The organism is Pseudomonas sp. SWRI68 (genome assembly GCF_014269165.1).
Classification (GTDB): Bacteria; Pseudomonadota; Gammaproteobacteria; order Pseudomonadales; family Pseudomonadaceae; genus Aquipseudomonas; species Aquipseudomonas capeferrum.
This window is the reverse complement of record NZ_JABWRU010000021.1, coordinates 1-19,512: the sequence shown is the minus strand read 5'-3', so window position 1 is coordinate 19,512 and position 19,512 is coordinate 1. Positions and strand designations below refer to the sequence as shown.

The window sequence follows — 19,512 nt, the reverse complement described above, 5'->3', positions numbered from 1 at the left end:
CGGAAAACCGAACCACGCACTGCGCACGTCAAACGACTGGGCGCGGGAAGGACCCTGTTGCCCCGCTTGTTTCTTCGATACATCGAGGGCAATTGAAATGGCCAATTTCAGCAAGTCGGACCTGGAGTTCATCCTCAAGCAGATCTTCATCGCCGAAGCCCACGCCAAGGGCGCCAACCTCATCGATCTGCTGCCCAACAGCCAGGTGCCGTTCGGCTTGCGCACCGTGGACGGCAGCTTCAACAACCTGGTGACCGGGCAAAGCGAGTTCGGTGCCGCCGACAATGCCTTCCTGCGCCTGCTCGACCCCGCCTACCGTGCGGCCTACGCCGGCACCGGCACGGTGGTCGACAGCCAGCCCCGCACCATCAGCAACCTGATCGTCGACCAGACCGCGAACAACCCCGCAGCGGTCGAGGCCAACGGTGGCGCCGCGCCGGTGATCAGCCCCGGCCTGGATGGCGTGTTCGGCACCGCCGACGACAAGCCTGTGTTCTTCATCCCCAACCAGTCGGCAGATGCGGGCCTGACCGCGGGCTTCAACGCCTGGATGACCTTCTTTGGCCAGTTCTTCGATCATGGCCTGGACCTGGTGACCAAAAGCGCCACCGACATCGTGTTCATCCCGCTGCAGCCCGATGACCCGTTGTTCGTGCCCAACAGCCCGACCAACTTCATGGTGCTGTCACGTGCCGTGCGCACGGCCGGCGCCGATGGCGTGGTCGGCACGGCCGACGACAGCCAGCCCAATACCACCTCGCCCTTCGTCGACCAGAGCCAGACCTACAGCTCGCACCCCTCGCACCAGGTGTTCCTGCGCGAGTACATGCTCAACGCCGCCGGCGACCCGATTGCCACCGGGCGCCTGATCACCAACCGTGACCTGGGTGCCGACGGCACATTCGGCACGGCCGATGATGGCAATGGCGAGAGTGGCGGCATGGCCACCTGGGCCGTAGTCAAGGCCCAGGCCCGCGACGTGCTCGGTATCAACCTGACCGACGCCGACGTGCATAACGTGCCGCTGCTGGCGACCGATGCCTATGGCAACTTCCTGCGGGGGCCCAACGGCATGCCGCAGGTGGTGATGCGCATCAGCAACGGCGCCGACGGTATTGCCGGGACTGCCGATGACGTGACCCAGCTGGTCGAAGGCAATCGCGCCGCGCCCATCAGCCTGGCCAACGCCGTGAGCACCGGGCATGCCTTCCTCGACGACATCGCCCACAACGCTGCGCCGGTGGTGGTCGGCGGCGTGCTGCAGGCCGACGCCGACAGCGACGTGGGCAATGCGCAGCCGGTGGGCGCAGGTGGCAACAACCTGACCTATGACAACGAACTGCTCGACGCCCACTACATCGCCGGCGACGGCCGGGTGAACGAGAACATTGGCCTGACCGCCGTGCACCACGTGTTCCACGCCGAGCACAACCGCCTGGTCCAGCAGTCCAAGGACACCATCCTTGCCGCAGGCGACCTGGCCTTCCTCAACGAGTGGCTGGTGGATGACGTTGCCGCGATACCGACCACACCCGGCGCTATCGCGGCCTTGGTGTGGGATGGCGAACGCCTGTTCCAGGCTGCCAAGGTCGGTACCGAGATGCAGTACCAACACCTGGTGTTCGAGGAGTTCGCACGCACCATTCAGCCGCAGATCGACGAATTTCTGGCGCCCAACGGCTATGACACCTCGATCAACCCGGCCATCCTCGCCGAGTTCGCCCACGTGGTGTACCGCTTCGGCCACTCGATGCTGACCGAAACCGTCGACCGCCTGGACCCTGAGTTCAACCCGATCCTCACCGACCCCAACAACCCCGATCAGCAGCTTGGCCTGATCGCCGCCTTCCTCAACCCATTGGCGTTCGCCGGCAGCGGGGCGACTGCGGATGAAGCGGCAGGGGCGATCATTCGTGGCGTGACGCGCCAAGTCGGCAACGAGATCGACGAGTTCGTCACCGAAGCGCTGCGCAACAACCTGCTGGGCCTGCCGCTCGACCTGCCGGCGCTGAACCTGGCACGCGGGCGCGATACCGGCATCCCCACCCTGAACGAGGCCCGCCGTGAGTTCTGGGCCGCGACCGGCGACAGCCAGCTCAAGGCCTACATCAGCTGGGTCGACTTTGCCGACCACCTCAAGCACCCCGCATCGCTGGTCAACTTCATCGCCGCCTACGGTACCCATGCCTCGATCACCGGGGCGACCACAATGGAAGACAAACGCGCCGCCGCCATGGCCCTGGTGTTCGGGGGCGAGGGTGCGCCGGCCGACCGCCTCGACTTCCTCAACGGCACCGGTGCCTGGGCCAACGTGACCCTGGCCGGCAAGGACGGGGTGCTGGGCACTGCAGACGACGTGACTGGGGTGACTGTTACCGGCGTTGACGCCATCGACTTCTGGGTCGGTGGCCTGGCCGAGCAGAAGATGCCGTTCGGTGGCATGCTCGGGTCGAGCTTCAACTTCATCTTCGAAACCCAGATGGAGGCGCTGCAGAACGGCGACCGGTTCTACTACCTGTCGCGCATGGCGGGCACCAACTTCGGCACGGAGCTTGAAAACAACTCCTTCGCCAAGCTGATCATGCTCAACTCCGATGTCACCCACCTGTCCAACACCGTGTTCCTGACGCCCACCTTCACCCTCGAAGTGAACCAGGCCAACCAGTTCACCGGGCTGGGTGCCGACGGCAAGGCCGACCCGACTGGCGGCATCATGATCTACGGCGAGGAAATCGTGCCCCTGGTGATCCGCGACAACCCCGATACCGTGGGTGCCGACAGCAACTACCTGCACTACACCGGCCTGGATCATGTGGTGCTGGGGGGGACTGCTGGCAATGACATCATCATTTCCAGCGAAGGTGATGACACGCTCTACGGCGACGGCGGCAATGACCGCCTCGAAGGCGGCGCGGGCAACGATGCGGTGCTGGGCGGCGCGGGCGATGACATCATCACCGATGCGTTTGGCGACAATCGCCTGGAAGGCAACGCCGGTAACGACGTGATCGTCGCCGGCAGCATGGGGGCAGCCGGCAACCTGATACTGGGTGGCGATGGCCAGGACTTCATCATCACCACTGAAGACATCAGCACCACCTTCGGCGGCCAGGGCGACGACTTCATCCTAGGCGCCAAGACCAACCTGCCACCGACCGGCAACGAGGGTGATGATTGGATCGAGATGGGTACCCAGGACGGTGCGCCCGGCGACAACTTGGCGCCCCTGCTGGGTGACGAAGTGATCGGCAACGACATCTTCGTCGGTGGCCCTGGCTTCGACGAAATGATCGGTGAAGGTGGCGATGACATCTTTGTCGGCAGCGATGCCCAGGACAAGATGGAAGGCATGTCTGGCTTCGACTGGGTGACCCACAAGAATGACAAGGTCGGTGTGACTGTCGATCTGAGCCTGGCCGCATTGGCGCAGCCGCATGGTAATGCGCCAAACCAGAACAATGGCGTGTTCAGCCCGGTCGGTGCTTCACCGGCCTCGATTCTCGACCGCTTTGCCGAAGTCGAAGGGTTGTCCGGTTCCAGGTTCGGCGATGTACTCAGGGGTGACGACGTCGATGCGGTCACCATCCTCAATCACGGCGGCACCACAGGCAGTGCGCTGACCAACGTGGCGTTGATCCACGGGCTGGAGCAGTTCCTTGCCGATGCAGGTTTACCCACCACCGGCTTTGCCACCGGCAACATCATCCTGGGCGGCAACGGCAGCGACCTGATCGAGGGCCGTGGAGGCGATGACCTGATCGACGGTGACAAGTGGATCAACGTGCGGATTGCGGTGTACGCCGCCGACGACGTCAACCATACCGGGCCGGAAATCGCCAGCTTCGACAGCATGGTCGACATGATCCCGTTCATGCTCGACCGCACCTACAACCCCGGCCAGCTCAAGGCCGTGCGGGAAATCCTGCCAGGCAGTTCGACCGGTGGTGCAGCCTTCGATACCGCGGTGTTTTCCGGGCTTCAGGCCGACTACGTGGTCACCCAGAACACCCGCGGCACGGCCGATGTGGCGGACGATGTGTGGACGGTAACCGATACCGTCGGCAATGACGGCACCGACACTCTGCTGCATATTGAGCGCCTGCAATTCTCCGACGGCCAGCGCGTGCTGGTGGCGGGCGTGAACGCCCAGCCGACCGGCAGCCCGAGCATCACTGACAGCAACGCTGGCGCGATTACCGTCGGCGACATGCTGACCGTGAGTATGGCCGGGGTGCTGGATGGCGACAACATTTCGCCGACCAACCCACAAGGGCTGCTCGACAATACGTCGGTGTCCTACTACTGGCAGTTCGAGGCCGAGCCGGGCAGCGGTGTGTTCGAAGACATCATCCTGTTGCCGGCCGGCGACCTGGCGTTCCAGAGCGCCGATGGCACCGCGTTCAAGGTCTCGCCGGACCTGGCCGGGTTGTCGCTGCGGGTCAAGGCGATCTACCAGGATGCCCACGGCACCACCGAAGTGCTGTTCTCGCAGCCCACTGCCGTGGTCGAAGCGGGCGCGCCCGTGGTACCAACTGCACCAACGCCGGTGGTCGATGCCAGCGAAGGGGGAGAGGGCCTGCACATGGTCCGCTCCGACCTGAACTTCATCCTGGCCCAGATCAAGATTGCCGAGGCCGATGCTGCCGGGCAGGATATCCTTTCGCTGATACCTAACATCCGGGCGGCCATGGGTCTGCGGACGGTCGACGGCTCGAACAACAACCTGATGAACCTCAACGGTATCAACAACACCCAGTTCGGTGCTGCCGACAACGTCTTCCCACGGCTGACAGACCCGGTGTTCAACCCGGCCGAAGGTGCGCCGGCCGGCTTCTTCGGCCCCGGCTCGCCGGCCATTCCCGGGTCTTCCTATCAGCAGACCAGCGGAGCGGTATTCGACTCGCAGCCGCGTACCATCAGCAACCTGATCGTCGACCAGACCTCGAACAACCCGGCAGCTTATGCCACGGCCTACGACCCAGGCGCGGACGGTGTGCTCAACTTCGGCACGCCGGGTAACGACGACGTGCTCAAGGATGGCGTACGGGTGGTCGCCAGCCCTGGCATGGATGGCCAGTTCGGTACCACTGACGATCGCGATGTCTACCTGTTCGAAAACACCACGGCGGATGCTGGGCTGTCTGCACCGTTCAATGCCTGGATGACGTTCTTCGGGCAGTTCTTCGACCACGGTCTGGACCTGCTAACCAAGGGGGGATCAGGCACGGTGTTTATTCCATTGCAACCGGATGACCCGCTCTACGTGCCTGGTGGCAACACCAATTTCATGGTGCTGACCCGCGCCACCAACCAGCCAGGGCCAGATGGTCTTCTCGGCACCGCCGACGATATCCGCGAGCACACCAACACCACCACGCCGTTCGTTGACCAGAACCAGACCTACAGCTCGCATCCCTCGCATCAGGTATTCCTGCGCGGCTACCAGATGACCGACGAGGGCCCCGTCGCCACTGGCCGGCTGATCACCAACCGTGACCTCGGTACCGATGGCAAGTTCGGCAGTGCGGACGACAGCGAAATTGGCGGCATGGCGACCTGGAAGGTGGTCAAGGCGCAGGCTAACGACCTGCTCGGCATTCACCTCACCGATGCCGACGTCGGGAATGTTCCGCTGTTGGCCACTGATGCCTATGGCAACTTCGTCAAAGGGCCCAATGGCTACCCGATGGTGGTGATGAAGGGCGCCGATGGGCTGGGCGGCACGGCGGATGACGTGCTGGTCGAAGGCAACCCGCTGGCGCCGATCGACTTGACCAATGCCGTGCGCACGGGCCACGAGTTCCTCGCCGACATCGCCCACAATGCCGTACCGGTGTTCAATGCCGGCGTGCTGGCGCCCGATGGCGATGCCCTGGTGGGCAACGCCGTGCCGGTCAACCCGCAGACAGGCGCCAACCTGGCGTACGACAACGAGCTGCTGGATGCGCATTACATCGCGGGCGATGGCCGGGTCAACGAAAACATCGGCCTGACCGCCGTGCACGCGATCTTCCACGCCGAGCACAACCGGCTGGTGGCGCAAACCATGGACACCGTGCTCGATGCCGGCGACGTGGCCTTCCTCAACGAGTGGCTGCTCAACCCGGTCACCGCACTGCCTGCCAGCCAGGCCGAGATCGATGCGCTGGTGTGGAATGGCGAGCGGTTGTTCCAGGCGGCCAAGTTCGGCACCGAGATGCAGTATCAGCACCTGGTGTTCGAGGAGTTCGCACGCACCATCCAGCCGCGCGTCGACCTGTTCTTCGCCCCGACCCAGGTGTATGACGTCGACCTCGACGCCTCGATCGTCGCCGAGTTCGCGCACACCGTGTACCGCTTCGGCCACTCGATGCTGACCGAGACCGTCGACCGCTTCGACATCGACTTCAACGTGGTCAAGGACCCGGCCAGCGCCAACCCCGAGCAGCAACTCGGCCTGATCGCCGCGTTCCTCAACCCGCTGGCGTACGCCGCCAGTGGGGTCACACCAGAGGACGCGACCAGCGCCATCGTGCGCGGGGTGACGCGCCAGGCGGGTAACGAAATCGACGAGTTCGTCACCGAGGCGCTGCGCAATAACCTGCTGGGCCTGCCGCTCGACCTGCCGGCGATCAACATCGCCCGTGGCCGCGATGTGGGTATTCCTTCGCTCAACGCCGTGCGCCGCGATATCTACGAGCAAACCGGCGATACCCAACTCAAGCCGTACACCAGTTGGGTCGATTTGGTGCAACACCTCAAGCATGCGGAGTCGTTGATCAACTTCATTGCCGCCTACGGCACACACAGCACCATCACCGGTGCTACCACTCTGGTGGACAAGCGCGCGGCGGCCATGGCGCTGGTGTTCGGTGGCGACGGTTCGCCGGCGGACCGCCTGGACTTCCTCAATGGCACCGGAGCCTGGGCCAACGTGACACAGCCCGGCAAGGATGGTGTGCTGGGCACCGCCGATGACCTGAGGGCAGTGACAGTGACCGGGGTCGATGCCATCGACCTGTGGATCGGTGGCCTGGCCGAAGCGAAAGCACCCTTCGGTGGCATGCTCGGCTCGACCTTCAACTTCGTGTTCGAGAACCAGATGGAAAAACTCCAGGACGGCGACCGCTTCTACTACCTGGAGCGCACCTCTGGCCTGTCGATGAATGCCGAGCTGGAAAGCAACTCGTTCGCCAAGCTGATCATGGCCAACACGTCGGCCACCCACTTGCCAGGCCTGGTGTTCTCGGACCCGGCGTTCTACCTCGAAGTGGACCGCAGCAAGCAGTACAACGATGGCCTGGGCAATGCCGACCCGCTGGGCGATAACGGCCAGCAGGTGGTGTTCCGCGACAACCCGCTGACTGCCGGGCCCGACACCAACTACATCCGCTACGCCGGTGAAGAGCACATCGTGCTGGGCGGCAGCAACGGCGATGACATACTCGTCTCTGGCGGTGGCGACGACACGGTCTGGGGCGATGCCGGCAATGATCGCATCGAAGGCGGCAACGGCAACGACCAGCTGCGCGGCGGTGCCGGCGACGACATCATCAGCGACGTGGGCGGCGACGACAATATCCAGGGCGGCGACGGCAACGACGTGCTGCACGGCGGTAATGGCGTCAACCTGATCATCGGTGGTTTTGGCAACGACTTCATCGTCACTGGTGAAGACGCCTCCGAAGCCATTGGCGGCCAGGGCAACGACTTCATCCTGGGCAGCAAGGCCAACGAACAGGACATGGGCAACGAAGGCGACGACTGGATCGAGAAGGGCACCTCGGACGGTGCGCCTGGCGACAACTTCGACCCGCTCGGCAACGACCCGGTGATCGGCAATGATGTGTTCGTCGGCGGCAACGAGAACGACAAGTTCAACGGCGAAGGGGGCGACGACATCATGGTCGGCAGCCTCGGCTTCGGTGACCGCTATATCGGCGGCTCGGGCTACGACTGGGCGACCTTCAAGGGCCTCGCCCAAGGCGTGAGCATCGATTTCACCGACCGCTTCTTCGATGTGCCGCCGGTGCCGGGCTCGGGCGCTTCGGCGCAGGTACGCTTCGACATCATGGAAGGCCTGTCGGGTTCGGCGCACGGTGACTTCCTGCGTGGTGACAATGAGGATGCCGCCTCGCTGCCCACCTCAGGTGCCAACGGCAGCGTGCTGACCAATATCAGCCTGATCAATGGCCTGGCCGACCTGTTGGCTGCCGGTGCGACGTTCTACGACGGCGGCAACATCATCCTTGGCGGCAGCGGCAGCGACCTGCTCGAAGGCCGCGGCGGCGATGACATCCTCGACGGTGACAAGTGGCTCAACGTGCGCATCAGCGTGCGCGCCAACAGCGATGGCACCGGCCCGGAAATTGCCACGTTCGACAGCATGGAGCCGATGGTACCGCTGATGCTCAACGGTACTTACAACCCGGGCCAGCTGGTGATCACCCGGGAGATTGTCAGCGGTACCGACAACTATGACACCGCCTTGTTCTCGGGGGTTGCGACCGACTACAGCGTCGTGGTCGATGGCAATGCGGTCATCGTCACCGACCTGGTGGCGGGGCGTGATGGTGTCGATCGGCTGACCGGCATCGAGCGGCTGCAGTTCTCTGACCGTGCCATTGCCTCTGGCGTCGGCACGGCCGTCAACGCCGACCCATCGGGCCACCTGGCGATCCTTGACGATGCCACGGGCGGGCGTGAGGACACACCGGTTGCCGGCCAGTTGCTGCGTGTCTCTGACCTGGCGGTGCACGATGCCGACAACGTCAGTGCGGCCAACCCGACGGGTGCGGTCAACGGGCCTGTGGCCTACTACTGGCAGGTCGAGCAACTGCCGGGCTCGGGTGTCTATGAGGACATCACCTTCGTCGCCGCAGGCGAAGCATCGCGGGCGATCGGCAGTACCTATCGGGTGACGGATGATGTGGCGGGGTTGAGCATTCGGGTGCGGGCGGTGTATCAGGATGCCAAGGGCACCCTGGAGATCGTCGACTCCGCGCCGAACAGCGCGCCGAGCGCCGGGCCGGCCGTGACCGGGCTGCTGGTGCAGAACCAGACACTGACGGCCGACCCGGCGACCATCGTCGACGCCGACGGCCTGAGCAATCCGCAGTTCAGCTTCCAGTGGCAGTCGAACCGCGGTGTCGGTTGGGTCAACATCGCGGGCGCCATCGGCAGCACCTTCGTCCTGACCCAGGCGCAGGTGGGGCAGAACATGCGGGTGGTGGTCAGCTACGTGGATGACTTCGGCGTGCAAGAAAGCATTGCCTCCGACATCCTCGACCCGGTGGCCAACGCCAATGATGCACCGACCGGTGCGGTCCTGATCAGTGACACTACGCCGGATCAGGGGCAGGTACTGAGCGCGCTTACCGCAGGTATTGCCGACGTGGACGGGCTGGGAACGTTCAGCTTCCAGTGGCAGCAAGGCACGGGTACGACGTTTACCGACATCGTCGGTGCGACGGCTGCTACCTTCACCCCGGGCGCGGCGCAGGCCGATCTTCAACTGCGCGTGGTCGTACGCTACACCGATGGCTTCGGCACCCTTGAATCGGTGAGCTCTGCGGCGACGGCGGTGGTGCCGCGACTGATAGGGGTGGAGCTACTGGGCACACTGGGTGCCGACACCTTGACCGGTACCTCGGCCAATGACGTGCTCTCTGGGCTGGGGGGCAACGACACGCTCAACGGCCTGGCCGGCAACGATCAGTTGTTCGGCGGTGATGGCAACGACATTCTCGACGGTGGGCTCGGTGCGGATGCCATGAATGGCGGCGCCGGTAATGACACCTTTGTCGTCGACAACACCGGTGACATCGTCACCGAGGCAGTTGGCGGGGGCACCGACTTAGTGCAGACCAGCCTGGCAAGCTACACGCTCGGCGCCAACCTGGAGAACCTGAGCTTTACCGGCATCGGCAAATTCGTGGGTGTGGGTAATACCCTGGCCAACACCATCATTGGCGGGGCGGGTAACGACTTCCTCAACGGTGGCGCGGGTATCGACCAGTTGGTGGGCGGTGCCGGTAACGACAGCTACGTGGTCGATACGGCTGCAGACGTGCTGGTGGAACTGGCAGACGGTGGCACCGACCTTGTACGCACGACGATCACCAGCTACACGCTGGGCAGCAACCTGGAGAATCTGACCTACTTCGGCGCCGCCAACTTCGTCGGCACCGGCAATAGCCTGGACAACGTCATCACCGGTGGTTCAGGTAATGACACCCTTACCGGCAACGCTGGCAACGACACACTTAACGGTGGGCTCGGTGCAGATACCCTGCTTGGCGGTGCCGGTGACGACACCTTTGTCGTCGACAATGCCGCAGACATCGTCACTGAGGCGTTGGGCGGGGGTACCGACCTGGTGCGAACCAGCCTGGCGAGCTACACGCTTGCGGCCACCCTCGAGAACCTGGGCTTTACCGGCACAGGCAACTTCGTGGGGGTGGGTAATGGCGTGGCCAATACCATCGTCGGCGGCGTCGGCAATGACTTCCTCAATGGGGGGGCGGGTATCGACCAACTGGTGGGCGGCACCGGTAACGACAGCTATGTGATCGACAATGCCGGGGACGTGGTCGTGGAACTGGCAGGCGGCGGCACGGACGTCATACGCACGACGATCACCAGCTACACGCTGGGCGGCAACCTGGAGAACCTGACCTACTTCGGTGCAGCCAGCTTCACGGGGGTCGGTAACGCGCTGAACAACGTCATCACCAGCGGCTCGGGCAATGATGTGCTCAACGGTGGGCTCGGTGCAGACACCCTGATTGGCGGTCTCGGTAACGACACCTTCTTGGTCGACAATACCGGTGATATCGTTACCGAGGCAGCTGGAGGGGGTACCGACCTGGTGCAGACCAGCCTGGCAAGCTACACACTCGGCGCCAACCTCGAGAACCTCAGCTTTACCGGCACCGGCAACTTCGTGGGCGTGGGTAATACCGCTGCCAACACCATCCTCGGCGGGGCCGGCAACGACTTCCTCAACGGTGGTGCAGGTATCGACCAACTGGTGGGTGGCGCCGGTAACGACAGCTATGTGGTCGATACCGCCGCGGATGTGCTGGTAGAACTGGCAGGCGGCGGCACGGACCTCGTACGCACGACGATCACCAGCTACACGCTGGGCAGCAACCTGGAAAACCTGACCTACTTCGGCGTCGCCAACTTCACGGGTACCGGTAACGGCCTGGACAACGTCATCACCGGCGGTTCAGGTAATGACACCCTCAACGGTGGCGCAGGTAACGACCAACTGCTCGGTGGCGTTGGCAACGATACCCTGAACGGCGGGGACGACAACGACAGCCTCGATGGTGGCCTGGGCAATGACATCCTGAGTGGTGGGGCGGGCAACGACACGCTGTTCGGTGATGATGGCAACGACATCTTGTCAGGTGGTAGCGGCAGTGACTTCATCAACGGCGCGATTGGCGATGATACGGTCAACGGCGGCGCGGGTGATGACACGATGATCGCCAGCGATGGCAACGATACCTTCCAGTTCGGTGCGGGGTCTGGAGCCGACCTGATCATTAACTTCGATGCCAACCTGGTGGGAGGTCAGGACTTGCTGGATATCTCCGCGTTCAACATCACTGCGGCGACCTTTGCGGGCAACGTCACCATCGCCGATGTCGGTGCCGATACGCTGGTCAGCATTGGCGCTGCCGACTCGATTCGCCTGGTAGGGGTTGCCGATGCCACGACTGTGACGGCAGCGGACTTCGTGCTGGCGGGGTGAGTCGCAAAGGTGAGGGCAAGGGATGCCCTCCAGGCTTGACATTGGGGCTGCTTCGCAGCCCATCGCGACGCAAGGCCGCTCCTACAAGAGATCGTATATTCCTGTAGGAGCGGCCTTGCGTCGCGATGGGCCGCAAAGCGGCCCCAGCTCACTCCCGATCTAACGCGGCATGCAGTCTCAGCTCTTCATCGATGAACGCCGCAATCATCGCCCGGTACACCCGTTCCACCACCTCGGGCGATGCCCCGGTATCGCCGGCAATGGCACGCACTTTGGCGATTACCTGCTCGACCCGCGCCGGTGCGCGCACATCGTCGCGGGTCTTCTTGAAAGTCGCCGCCTGGGCGACCAGTTGGCCACGTTGTGCAAGCAGTGCGACCAGGTTCTGGTCGATGTGATCGATGCGCGAGCGAACGTCCTCGATCGAGGTGCAGCGTACGTCCATGTGGGGGGCTCCTTGAGGGTGTCGCAGCACAGTACCACAGGCACTCTGCGTCGCGCGGGCAGCGCTCGATTTCAACTCCCCAACTGCATCAAGGCGAGCACCTCTGCGCCCTCAGCCACACGCCAGGCGATCCACTAGCTTTCCCAGTGCGCTAAGATGGCCGCCCACGTCTCTGGAAACTGCCTGGATGAGCAAGCCCGGTCAATTGGTGCTGGTTACGCTACGCAAGATGATCGCCTCCGGCGAGCTGGCCGCCGGCGAGCGTCTGATGGAAATCCCCACCGCCGAACGCTTCGGTGTTTCGCGCATGCCGGTGCGCATGGCATTCCGCACCCTTGAGCAGGAAGGCTTGCTGGTGCGCTTTGGCGGGCGTGGGTTTCAGGTGCGTTCGGTCAGCGCAGACGACATCGCCGGCGCAGTCGAGGTTCGCGGTGTGCTCGAAGGCCTGGCCGCCCGCCAGGCGGCAGAGCGTGGCCTGTCGCCCGAAGCACAAGAGGCGCTGCAGCGCTGCCTGGTCGAAGGCGACCAGCTGTTCGGCAAAGGCTTCGTCACCGAAGAGGACCTGCAGGCCTATCATGACCTCAACATGCGCTTCCACCAGGTGATTGTCGAAGCCAGCCACAACCCGGCGATCGCCGATGCCCTGGCGCGCAATGACCACCTGCCGTTCGCCTCGGTCACCGCCCTGGCAGTGGACCGCCATGACCTGGCGCGTGAATACCGGCGCTTCAACTACGCGCACATGCAGCACCATTCGGTGTTCGATGCCCTGGTCAGCAGGCAGGGTGCCCGCGCCGAAGCCATCATGCGCGAGCACGCCAATGCCACTTTGCGTTATGCCGAGACCTTCGGCGCGGCAACGGCAGACGCGCGCATGAAGGTCATCCTGCCCTCGACGTGAGGCCCCTCAGAGGTCAAGCACCAGCAGCGGGGTTTTCGACCGCGAGCAGCAGGGCGTGAACTGATCGTTCAGGGCCTGCTCCTGCTCCGTGAGGAACAGGTCGCGATGCTCGGGCGTGCCGGACAGGACGCGTGTCAGGCAGGTGCCACAGATGCCTTGCTCGCACGACATGGCGATCGCGATGCCGTGCTGTTCAAGCACGTGCACCACGCTCTGGTCGGCGGGCACCTCGAACACCTGGCCGGTGCTGTGCAGCTGGACCGAGAAGCTGCCATCGCCCTGGGTATCGACCGGCGCGGCGGCAAAGTACTCGCGGTGCAGGCACGCCTCCTGCCAGCCCTGCGCCTTGGCGCTTTCCAGCACGTGCTGCATGAACCCGCCCGGGCCGCACACATACAGGTGCACATCGGCTTGCGGGTTGGCCAACACCTGGGCGATGTCCAGCGCGGTCTCGGGTTGTTCGTCGAAATGCACGAACAGGCGATCGGCAAAGGCGGCGCCGCGCATACGCTCGACGAAGGCTGCGCGATCGCTGGAGCGGGCGCAGTAATGCAGTTCGAAATCCGCGCCGCTGGCGGCCAGCTGCTCAGCCATGCACAGGATCGGGGTGATGCCGATACCGCCTGCGAACAACAGGCTGCGGCGGGCGCCCTGGGCCAGTGGGAACAGGTTGCGCGGTGCGCTGATACGCAGGCGGGCGCCGTTGTGGATCTGCTCGTGCAAGCTGCGCGAACCGCCGCGTGAGGCGGGGTCTTTGAGCACGCCGATCAGGTAGCGGTGGCGTTCTTCGGGGTGGTTGCACAGCGAGTACTGGCGAACTTGCCCTTCGGGCAGGTGCACATCAATGTGTGCCCCGGCGCTGAAGGGCGGCAGCAGGCTGCCATCGACGGCGGCCAGTTCGAAGCTGCAGATGTCTTGTGCTTCGTCGTTTCGGGAAACCACTACGGCATCGATCATGTCCGTTCCTCGTCAGGCTGGGCTTGCGCTGGTCGCGATCAGTTCGGCTTGGGGCCTGCGCTCGTTGGCGATCAGGCGCTCGAGGATCTTGCGCGACTGCACGCCACCGGCATCGATGTTGAGCTTGAGCAGGTTGCGCTGGGGGTAGGCGAGCAGGTTCTGCTGCTGGCGTTCGAGCATTTCCAGGTCTTCACTGAAGATCTTGCCCTGGCCCTCGCGGATGTTTGCGGTCAGCGCTTGGTCCTGCGCAGCGAAGTTGCGGGCCATGCCCCAGAAGTACCAGATCGAGGTGTCGGTTTCGGGGGTGATGAAGTCGACCACGATGCTGGATGCCTTGTGCTGCGCGTCGGCGTGATAGCCACCTTTGCCCGCGTGGGCCACGCCGACTTCGATCAGCACATGGCTGGGCGGGGTAAAGCGGCAGATCTGCCAGCGGTCCACCGGTACATCGTCGGCCAGGCCGTTGCCGCGCAGGGCCATGCGCCAGAACGGCGGTGCCATGATGTTTTCCATGTGCCGTGCAGTCACCACTTCATCGCCGGTGACGGTGGTCACGGGCGGTGCTTCATCGATTTCCTTCTGGCCGATGCTGGAGGCGTGCACGTAGGTTTCATGGGTCAGGTCCATGAGGTTGTCGATCATCAGGCGGTAGTCGCAGCCGATGTGGAACAGCCCGCCGCCATAGGCCCAGTCATCGTTTACCGCCCATTCCAGATGGGGGATCAGGCTTGGGTCCGCCTGTGCCTGGTCGCCCGGCCAGACCCAGATGAAGCCATAGCGCTCGACCACGGCGAAAGTCTTGTTGCAGGGGAAGCCCCTGACCCGTTGGCCTGGCATCTCGACAGTCTTGCCGTCGCAGCCCATTACCAGGCCGTGGTAGCCACACACCAGGTTACCGTTTTCGACATAGCCCAACGACAGTGGCGCGCCGCGGTGCGGGCAAAAATCTTCCACCGCCGCCACCCGGTTCTCGTGGCCTCTGTAGAACACGATCTTTTCCCCGCAGATTTGCCGGCCCAACGGCTTGTCGGCGATTTCGTCAGGGGTGCAGGCGACATACCAAGTGTTTCTCGGGTACATGAGGCTCTCCGGAGTAGCGATTATTTTTATTTAATGGATCCATTAAATAGGGCGCTTGGTGGTTTGGTCAAATTAATAAGCCTGTAATTCGCCGATTTATGGGCGATTATCGAACCCTGATGGTCTTGGCTTGTTTTTTATGGATCCATTAAATCGTTGCCTGGCGGTTGTAGTGCCTGGCTGTGCTATTCCTAAGGGGGCACTCAGCCACCGCTTGCGAGGTGGCGCCATGAGGAACACTCCCGATGCTGGTGGTCGAGCAACTGCACAAGTCGTTCATCACGCCCCAAGGCCCGCTGCCGGTGCTGCAGGGCATCGACCTGTGCCTGGCGCGCGGCAGCAGCCTGGCGCTGATGGGCGAGTCCGGCAGTGGCAAGAGTACGTTGTTGCACCTGATTGCCGGGCTGGACCGTGCCGACAGTGGGCGCATCCTGATTGACGGTGAACCGCTCGATAGTCGCTCGGAATCGTCCCTGGCGCGCTGGCGACGCGAAGGTATCGGCCTGGTGTTTCAGCAGTACAACCTGATCAGCAGCCTGGATGTGGGGGCGAACCTTGCTTTTCAAGCACGGCTTGCCGGCCGGCATGATCGGCCTTGGCTGGCGTACCTGGCTGCGCGTCTGGGCCTGGCCGAGCTGTTGACGCGTTACCCCGAGCAGTTGTCCGGCGGCCAGCAGCAGCGGGTTGCCATCGGCCGCGCCCTGGCGGCTCGCCCCGCATGGGTGTTGGCCGACGAGCCCACCGGCAGCCTGGACGAAGCCAGCAGCGACGAGGTGCTGGGCCTGTTCCTGCAACTGGTGGCCGAGGCCGGCAGCAGTGTCTTGATGGTGACCCACAGCCAGCGCCTGGCAGCGCGGTTGGCGCATTGCTGCTACTTGCAAGCTGGCCGTGTGCGCGACGAGCACGGCCCATGAACCCGCTGATGCTCACCTTGCGGGCGCTGTTGAGCCATTGGCAGCGTCATCGCGTGCAGTGCTTCAGCATTTTTACCGGCTTGTGGCTGGCCACTGCGCTATGGACCGGTGTCCAGGCGCTCAACACCCAGGCGCGCAGCGACTATGCGCGCGCCAGTGCGGTGTTGGCGGGGCCGCTGCAAGCGCAGTTGGTGCCGCGTGAGGGGGAGCGGTTCGATCAGGCGCTGTACCTGCAATTGCGCCAGTTGGGCTGGCCGGTTGCCCCGGTGCTGGAAGGGCGGTTGCGGTTTGCCGGGGAGCAGCCGGTGAGTGTTCGGCTGCTGGGCATCGAGCCGCTGAGCCTGCCATCGACCACCGCCGTTGCCGGTGTGCGGGCGGCAGACTTCGATCTGCAGGCCTTTATTGGTACGCCCGGGCAAGCCTGGGTAGGGCAGGATACGTTGCGCCAGTTGGGCAAGGTCGTTACCGACCAGGCCGTGAACAGTGAGGGGCAGGTGCTGCCGCCTTTTGTGCTCAAACCGGAGCTGGCGCCAGGCGTGATCGTGGTCGACATCGGCCATGCCCAAGCCTTGCTGCAGGCGCCTGGGCGGCTGTCGCGGCTGTTGCTGACGGGGCCTGTCGAGCCACTGCCTGCAGATATTGCCGCGCAGCTCGAAATGCAACCCCCCAGTGACGACGGTGGCTTGCAGCGGCTGACCGAAAGCTTTCACCTGAACCTGACGGCCCTCGGCCTGTTGGCGTTCGTGGTCGGGCTGTTTATCGCGCATGCCGCCATTGGCCTGGCACTGGAGCAACGCCGCAAGCTGATCAGAAGCCTGCGTGCCTGTGGCGTCAGCTTGCACAGCCTGTTGTTTGGGTTGGCCTTGGAGCTGGGGCTGTTCGCCGTGTTGGGCGGTCTGGCCGGGGTGGCCAGCGGCTATGGGCTGGCGGCGCTGCTGCTGCCGGACTTCGCAGCCAGCTTGCGTGGCCTGTATGGCGCTCAAGTTGGCGCAGCGTTGCACCTGCCGGCGTGGTGGTGGTTGGCGGGGGTGCTGGTGAGTGTGCTGGGGGCGCTGCTGGCCGGGGTCGGCAGTGTGCTGCAGGCCGCCCGCCTGCCTTTGCTGGCGATTGCGCAACCCCAGGCCTGGCGGCTGGCACAAGGCCGTTGGTTGAGGCGCCAGCGCTGGCTGGCGGTATTTTTGCTGCTGGTGATGCTGGGCGGTTGGCAACTGGGCCAGGGCCTGGTCAGTGCATTTGTCACGGTGGCGGCACTGCTGCTGGCTTCGGCACTGGTGTTGCCAGCCTTGCTCGACGGTGTATTGGCCTGGGCCGCGCGCGGACGCTGTCGGCCCCTGTCGCAGTGGTTCATCGCCGATAGCCGCCAACAGTTGCCTGCGTTGAGCCTGGCGTTGATGGCCTTGCTGCTTGCGCTGGCCGCCAGTGTTGGCGTGGGCAGCATGACCGAGGGCTTTCGCAAGACCTTTGTTGGCTGGCTTGACCTGCGCTTGGCCGCCGACCTCTACGTGACGCCCCGGGATACTGCGCAAGGTGAGCAGGTGTACCAATGGCTCCAGCAGCAACCTGCGGCCAAGGTGGTACTGCCAGGCTGGCGTGTGGAAACCCGCCTGCAGGGTTGGCCGGTGCAGGTGCAGGGGGTTGTCGACCACCCCGCCTACCGCAGCCGCTGGCCCTTGCTGGAGCAGCACGCGCAGGCCTGGCAGCAATTGGCGCAGGGCAAGGGAGTAATGCTCAGTGAGCAGTTGGCCCGCCGCCTCGGCCTGGGCGTGGGCGATACCCTGGCACTGGCAACCGATGGCGCGCCGCCCATGACGGTGGTGGGGGTGTATGCCGATTACGGCAACCCCAAGGGGCATGTGCTGGTCAATGCCGACTGGCTGCGCAAGCATTGGCCGCAGGCAACGCTGACCGGCCTGAGTCTGGATAGCGCCCCCGCGAACGTGCCGGCCCTCAAGGCCGCGCTGCAGCAGCGTTTTGCCCTGGACGACAGCCGCGTGGTCGAGCAGTCGCGCTTGAAGGGTTGGTCGACTGACGTGTTCAACCGCACCTTCGCCGCCACTGCTGCTCTCAACAGCCTCACGCTGGGTGTTGCTGGCGTGGCCATGTTCATCAACCTGCTGACCCTGGGCCAGAGCCGCTTGGGCCAGCTGGCGCCGCTTTGGGCACTGGGGGTGGGCCGCAGGCAATTGGTCTGGCTGAGCTTGGGCCAGACGCTGATGCTGAGCTGCCTCACCGTGCTGCTGGCGATCCCGGTAGGGGTTTTGCTGGCGTGGTGCCTGGTGGCGGTGGTGAACGTGCAGGCGTTCGGCTGGCGATTGCCGTTGTATGTCTTCCCTGCGCAATTGATGCAACTGGCCGTGCTGGGCATCCTGACCAGCCTGCTGGCCAGCGCCTGGCCGTTGTGGCAACTGGCGCGGCGCCAGCCAAGCGATTTGTTGAGGCAGTTTGCCGATGAAACGTAGCGCGGCTGTGCTGTTGTGCCTGCTGCTGTGCGGGTGTGATGAGCCTGCGCCCGAGAGCTTTGCCGGGCTGGGGCAGCAGGTTAGCGGGTTCAGCCAGGTGACGCGTGATCACGCCTTGGTGTTCCCGCGTGATCACGGGGCCCACGATGGTTTTCGCATCGAGTGGTGGTACGTCACCGCGAACCTCAAGGATAGCCAGGGCCGTGACTGGGGGGCGCAGTGGACGCTGTTCCGTTCGGCGCTGCGCCCAGGGGCCGAGACCCGCGACTGGAACAGCCCAAACCTGTGGATGGGGCACGCGGCCCTGACCGGGCCAGGTGGGCATCGTTCTGGCGAGACCTTGGCGCGCGGCGGTGTCGGCCAGGCGGGCGTGGTGGCAGAGCCGTTCCGGGCTTGGATCAATGACTGGTCATTGCAGGGGCACGAGGGTATCGCGGGGTTGCAGATGAAGGCAGCTGGTGAAGGCTTTCGCTACGACCTGAGCCTGCGCAGTGACAGGCCGCTGGTGTTGCATGGCAGCCAGGGCTACAGCGAAAAGTCGGGCAAGGGGCAAGCTTCGTATTACTACAGTCAGCCGTTTTATCGGGTCAGTGGTGAGGTAGAGCGTGATGGCCAGTGCATTGCGGTGACCGGCCAGGCCTGGCTTGACCGGGAATGGAGCAGCCAGCCGCTGGCTGCCGGGCAGACGGGGTGGGACTGGTTTTCACTGCACCTGGACAGTGGTGCGAAGCTGATGCTGTTCCAGGTGCGCGACACCGGGGGTTTGCCGTACCGGGCGGGGACGTGGGTCAGCCCGCAGGGGGAGGTGGTGGCGCTGCGGGGGGATCAGATTCAGTTGGAGGCGTTGGCCTGGAATCGGCAGGAAGACGGTAGGGCGGTACCGACGCGTTGGCGGGTGCGGGTGGTGGAGTATGGGGTTGATGTGCGGGCTGATGCCGTGGAACCGCGTGCCTGGATGCGGACACGGTTTGCATATTGGGAAGGGCCGGTGCGCTTGCAGGGGCGTGTGGGGG

At 64.2% G+C, this 19,512-nt stretch carries 8 protein-coding genes; 5 read left to right on the top strand and 3 right to left on the bottom strand.

The window, feature by feature from the left end:
* Window positions 1–97 precede the first annotated feature (97 nt).
* Complete coding sequence (locus tag HU770_RS22550) at window positions 98–11,743, top strand: peroxidase family protein (RefSeq protein WP_186665579.1); 11,646 nt, start codon at window positions 98–100, stop codon at window positions 11,741–11,743.
* A gap of 148 nt (window positions 11,744–11,891) precedes the next feature.
* Here HU770_RS22550 and HU770_RS22545 read toward each other — a convergent pair whose 3' ends face one another.
* Window positions 11,892–12,188 (bottom strand): chorismate mutase, encoded by a 297-nt coding sequence (locus HU770_RS22545; protein ID WP_186661321.1) that lies wholly within the window; start codon window positions 12,186–12,188, stop codon window positions 11,892–11,894.
* A gap of 187 nt (window positions 12,189–12,375) precedes the next feature.
* On the opposite strand from HU770_RS22545, the gene HU770_RS22540 reads away from it, so the two are divergent.
* Window positions 12,376–13,089, top strand: a complete 714-nt coding sequence (locus HU770_RS22540; protein WP_186661318.1) for a GntR family transcriptional regulator — start codon at window positions 12,376–12,378, stop codon at window positions 13,087–13,089.
* Between the two features lie 6 nt (window positions 13,090–13,095).
* Here HU770_RS22540 and HU770_RS22535 read toward each other — a convergent pair whose 3' ends face one another.
* Both HU770_RS22535 and HU770_RS22530 read right to left on the bottom strand, forming a co-directional pair.
* Window positions 13,096–14,046 carry a PDR/VanB family oxidoreductase gene (locus tag HU770_RS22535; protein WP_186665577.1) on the bottom strand — a complete coding sequence of 317 codons (951 nt, stop codon included), beginning with the start codon at window positions 14,044–14,046 and terminating at the stop codon, window positions 13,096–13,098.
* A gap of 12 nt (window positions 14,047–14,058) precedes the next feature.
* A complete protein-coding gene (locus HU770_RS22530) occupies window positions 14,059–15,126 on the bottom strand; it encodes an aromatic ring-hydroxylating dioxygenase subunit alpha (RefSeq protein WP_186665575.1) in 1,068 nt (355 codons plus the stop codon).
* A 245-nt stretch (window positions 15,127–15,371) separates the two neighbouring features.
* Here HU770_RS22530 and HU770_RS22525 point away from each other — a divergent pair, with 245 nt between their 5' ends.
* From HU770_RS22525 to HU770_RS22515, 3 genes are all read left to right on the top strand, one after another.
* Window positions 15,372–16,040 (top strand): ABC transporter ATP-binding protein, encoded by a 669-nt coding sequence (locus HU770_RS22525; protein WP_186665573.1) that lies wholly within the window; start codon window positions 15,372–15,374, stop codon window positions 16,038–16,040.
* The gene (locus HU770_RS22520; RefSeq protein WP_186665571.1) at window positions 16,037–18,499 is read left to right on the top strand and encodes an ABC transporter permease; all 2,463 of its coding nucleotides are present in this window, start codon (window positions 16,037–16,039) and stop codon (window positions 18,497–18,499) included. Before HU770_RS22525 ends, HU770_RS22520 begins: the two co-directional genes overlap by 4 nt.
* Window positions 18,489–19,512 (top strand): lipocalin-like domain-containing protein (locus HU770_RS22515; RefSeq protein ID WP_186665569.1); only part of this gene is annotated, 1,024 nt, incomplete at its 3' end. The genes HU770_RS22520 and HU770_RS22515, both read left to right, overlap by 11 nt.

Bases quoted from the DNA above. Each gene is read 5' to 3' on its own strand.
- HU770_RS22550 (WP_186665579.1), top strand. From the start codon at position 98: ATGGCCAATTTCAGCAAGTCGGACCTGGAGTTCATCCTCAAGCAGATC.
- HU770_RS22545 (WP_186661321.1), bottom strand. From the start codon at position 12,188: ATGGACGTACGCTGCACCTCGATCGAGGACGTTCGCTCGCGCATCGAT.
- HU770_RS22540 (WP_186661318.1), top strand. From the start codon at position 12,376: ATGAGCAAGCCCGGTCAATTGGTGCTGGTTACGCTACGCAAGATGATC.
- HU770_RS22535 (WP_186665577.1), bottom strand. From the start codon at position 14,046: ATGATCGATGCCGTAGTGGTTTCCCGAAACGACGAAGCACAAGACATC.
- HU770_RS22530 (WP_186665575.1), bottom strand. From the start codon at position 15,126: ATGTACCCGAGAAACACTTGGTATGTCGCCTGCACCCCTGACGAAATC.
- HU770_RS22525 (WP_186665573.1), top strand. From the start codon at position 15,372: ATGCTGGTGGTCGAGCAACTGCACAAGTCGTTCATCACGCCCCAAGGC.
- HU770_RS22520 (WP_186665571.1), top strand. From the start codon at position 16,037: ATGAACCCGCTGATGCTCACCTTGCGGGCGCTGTTGAGCCATTGGCAG.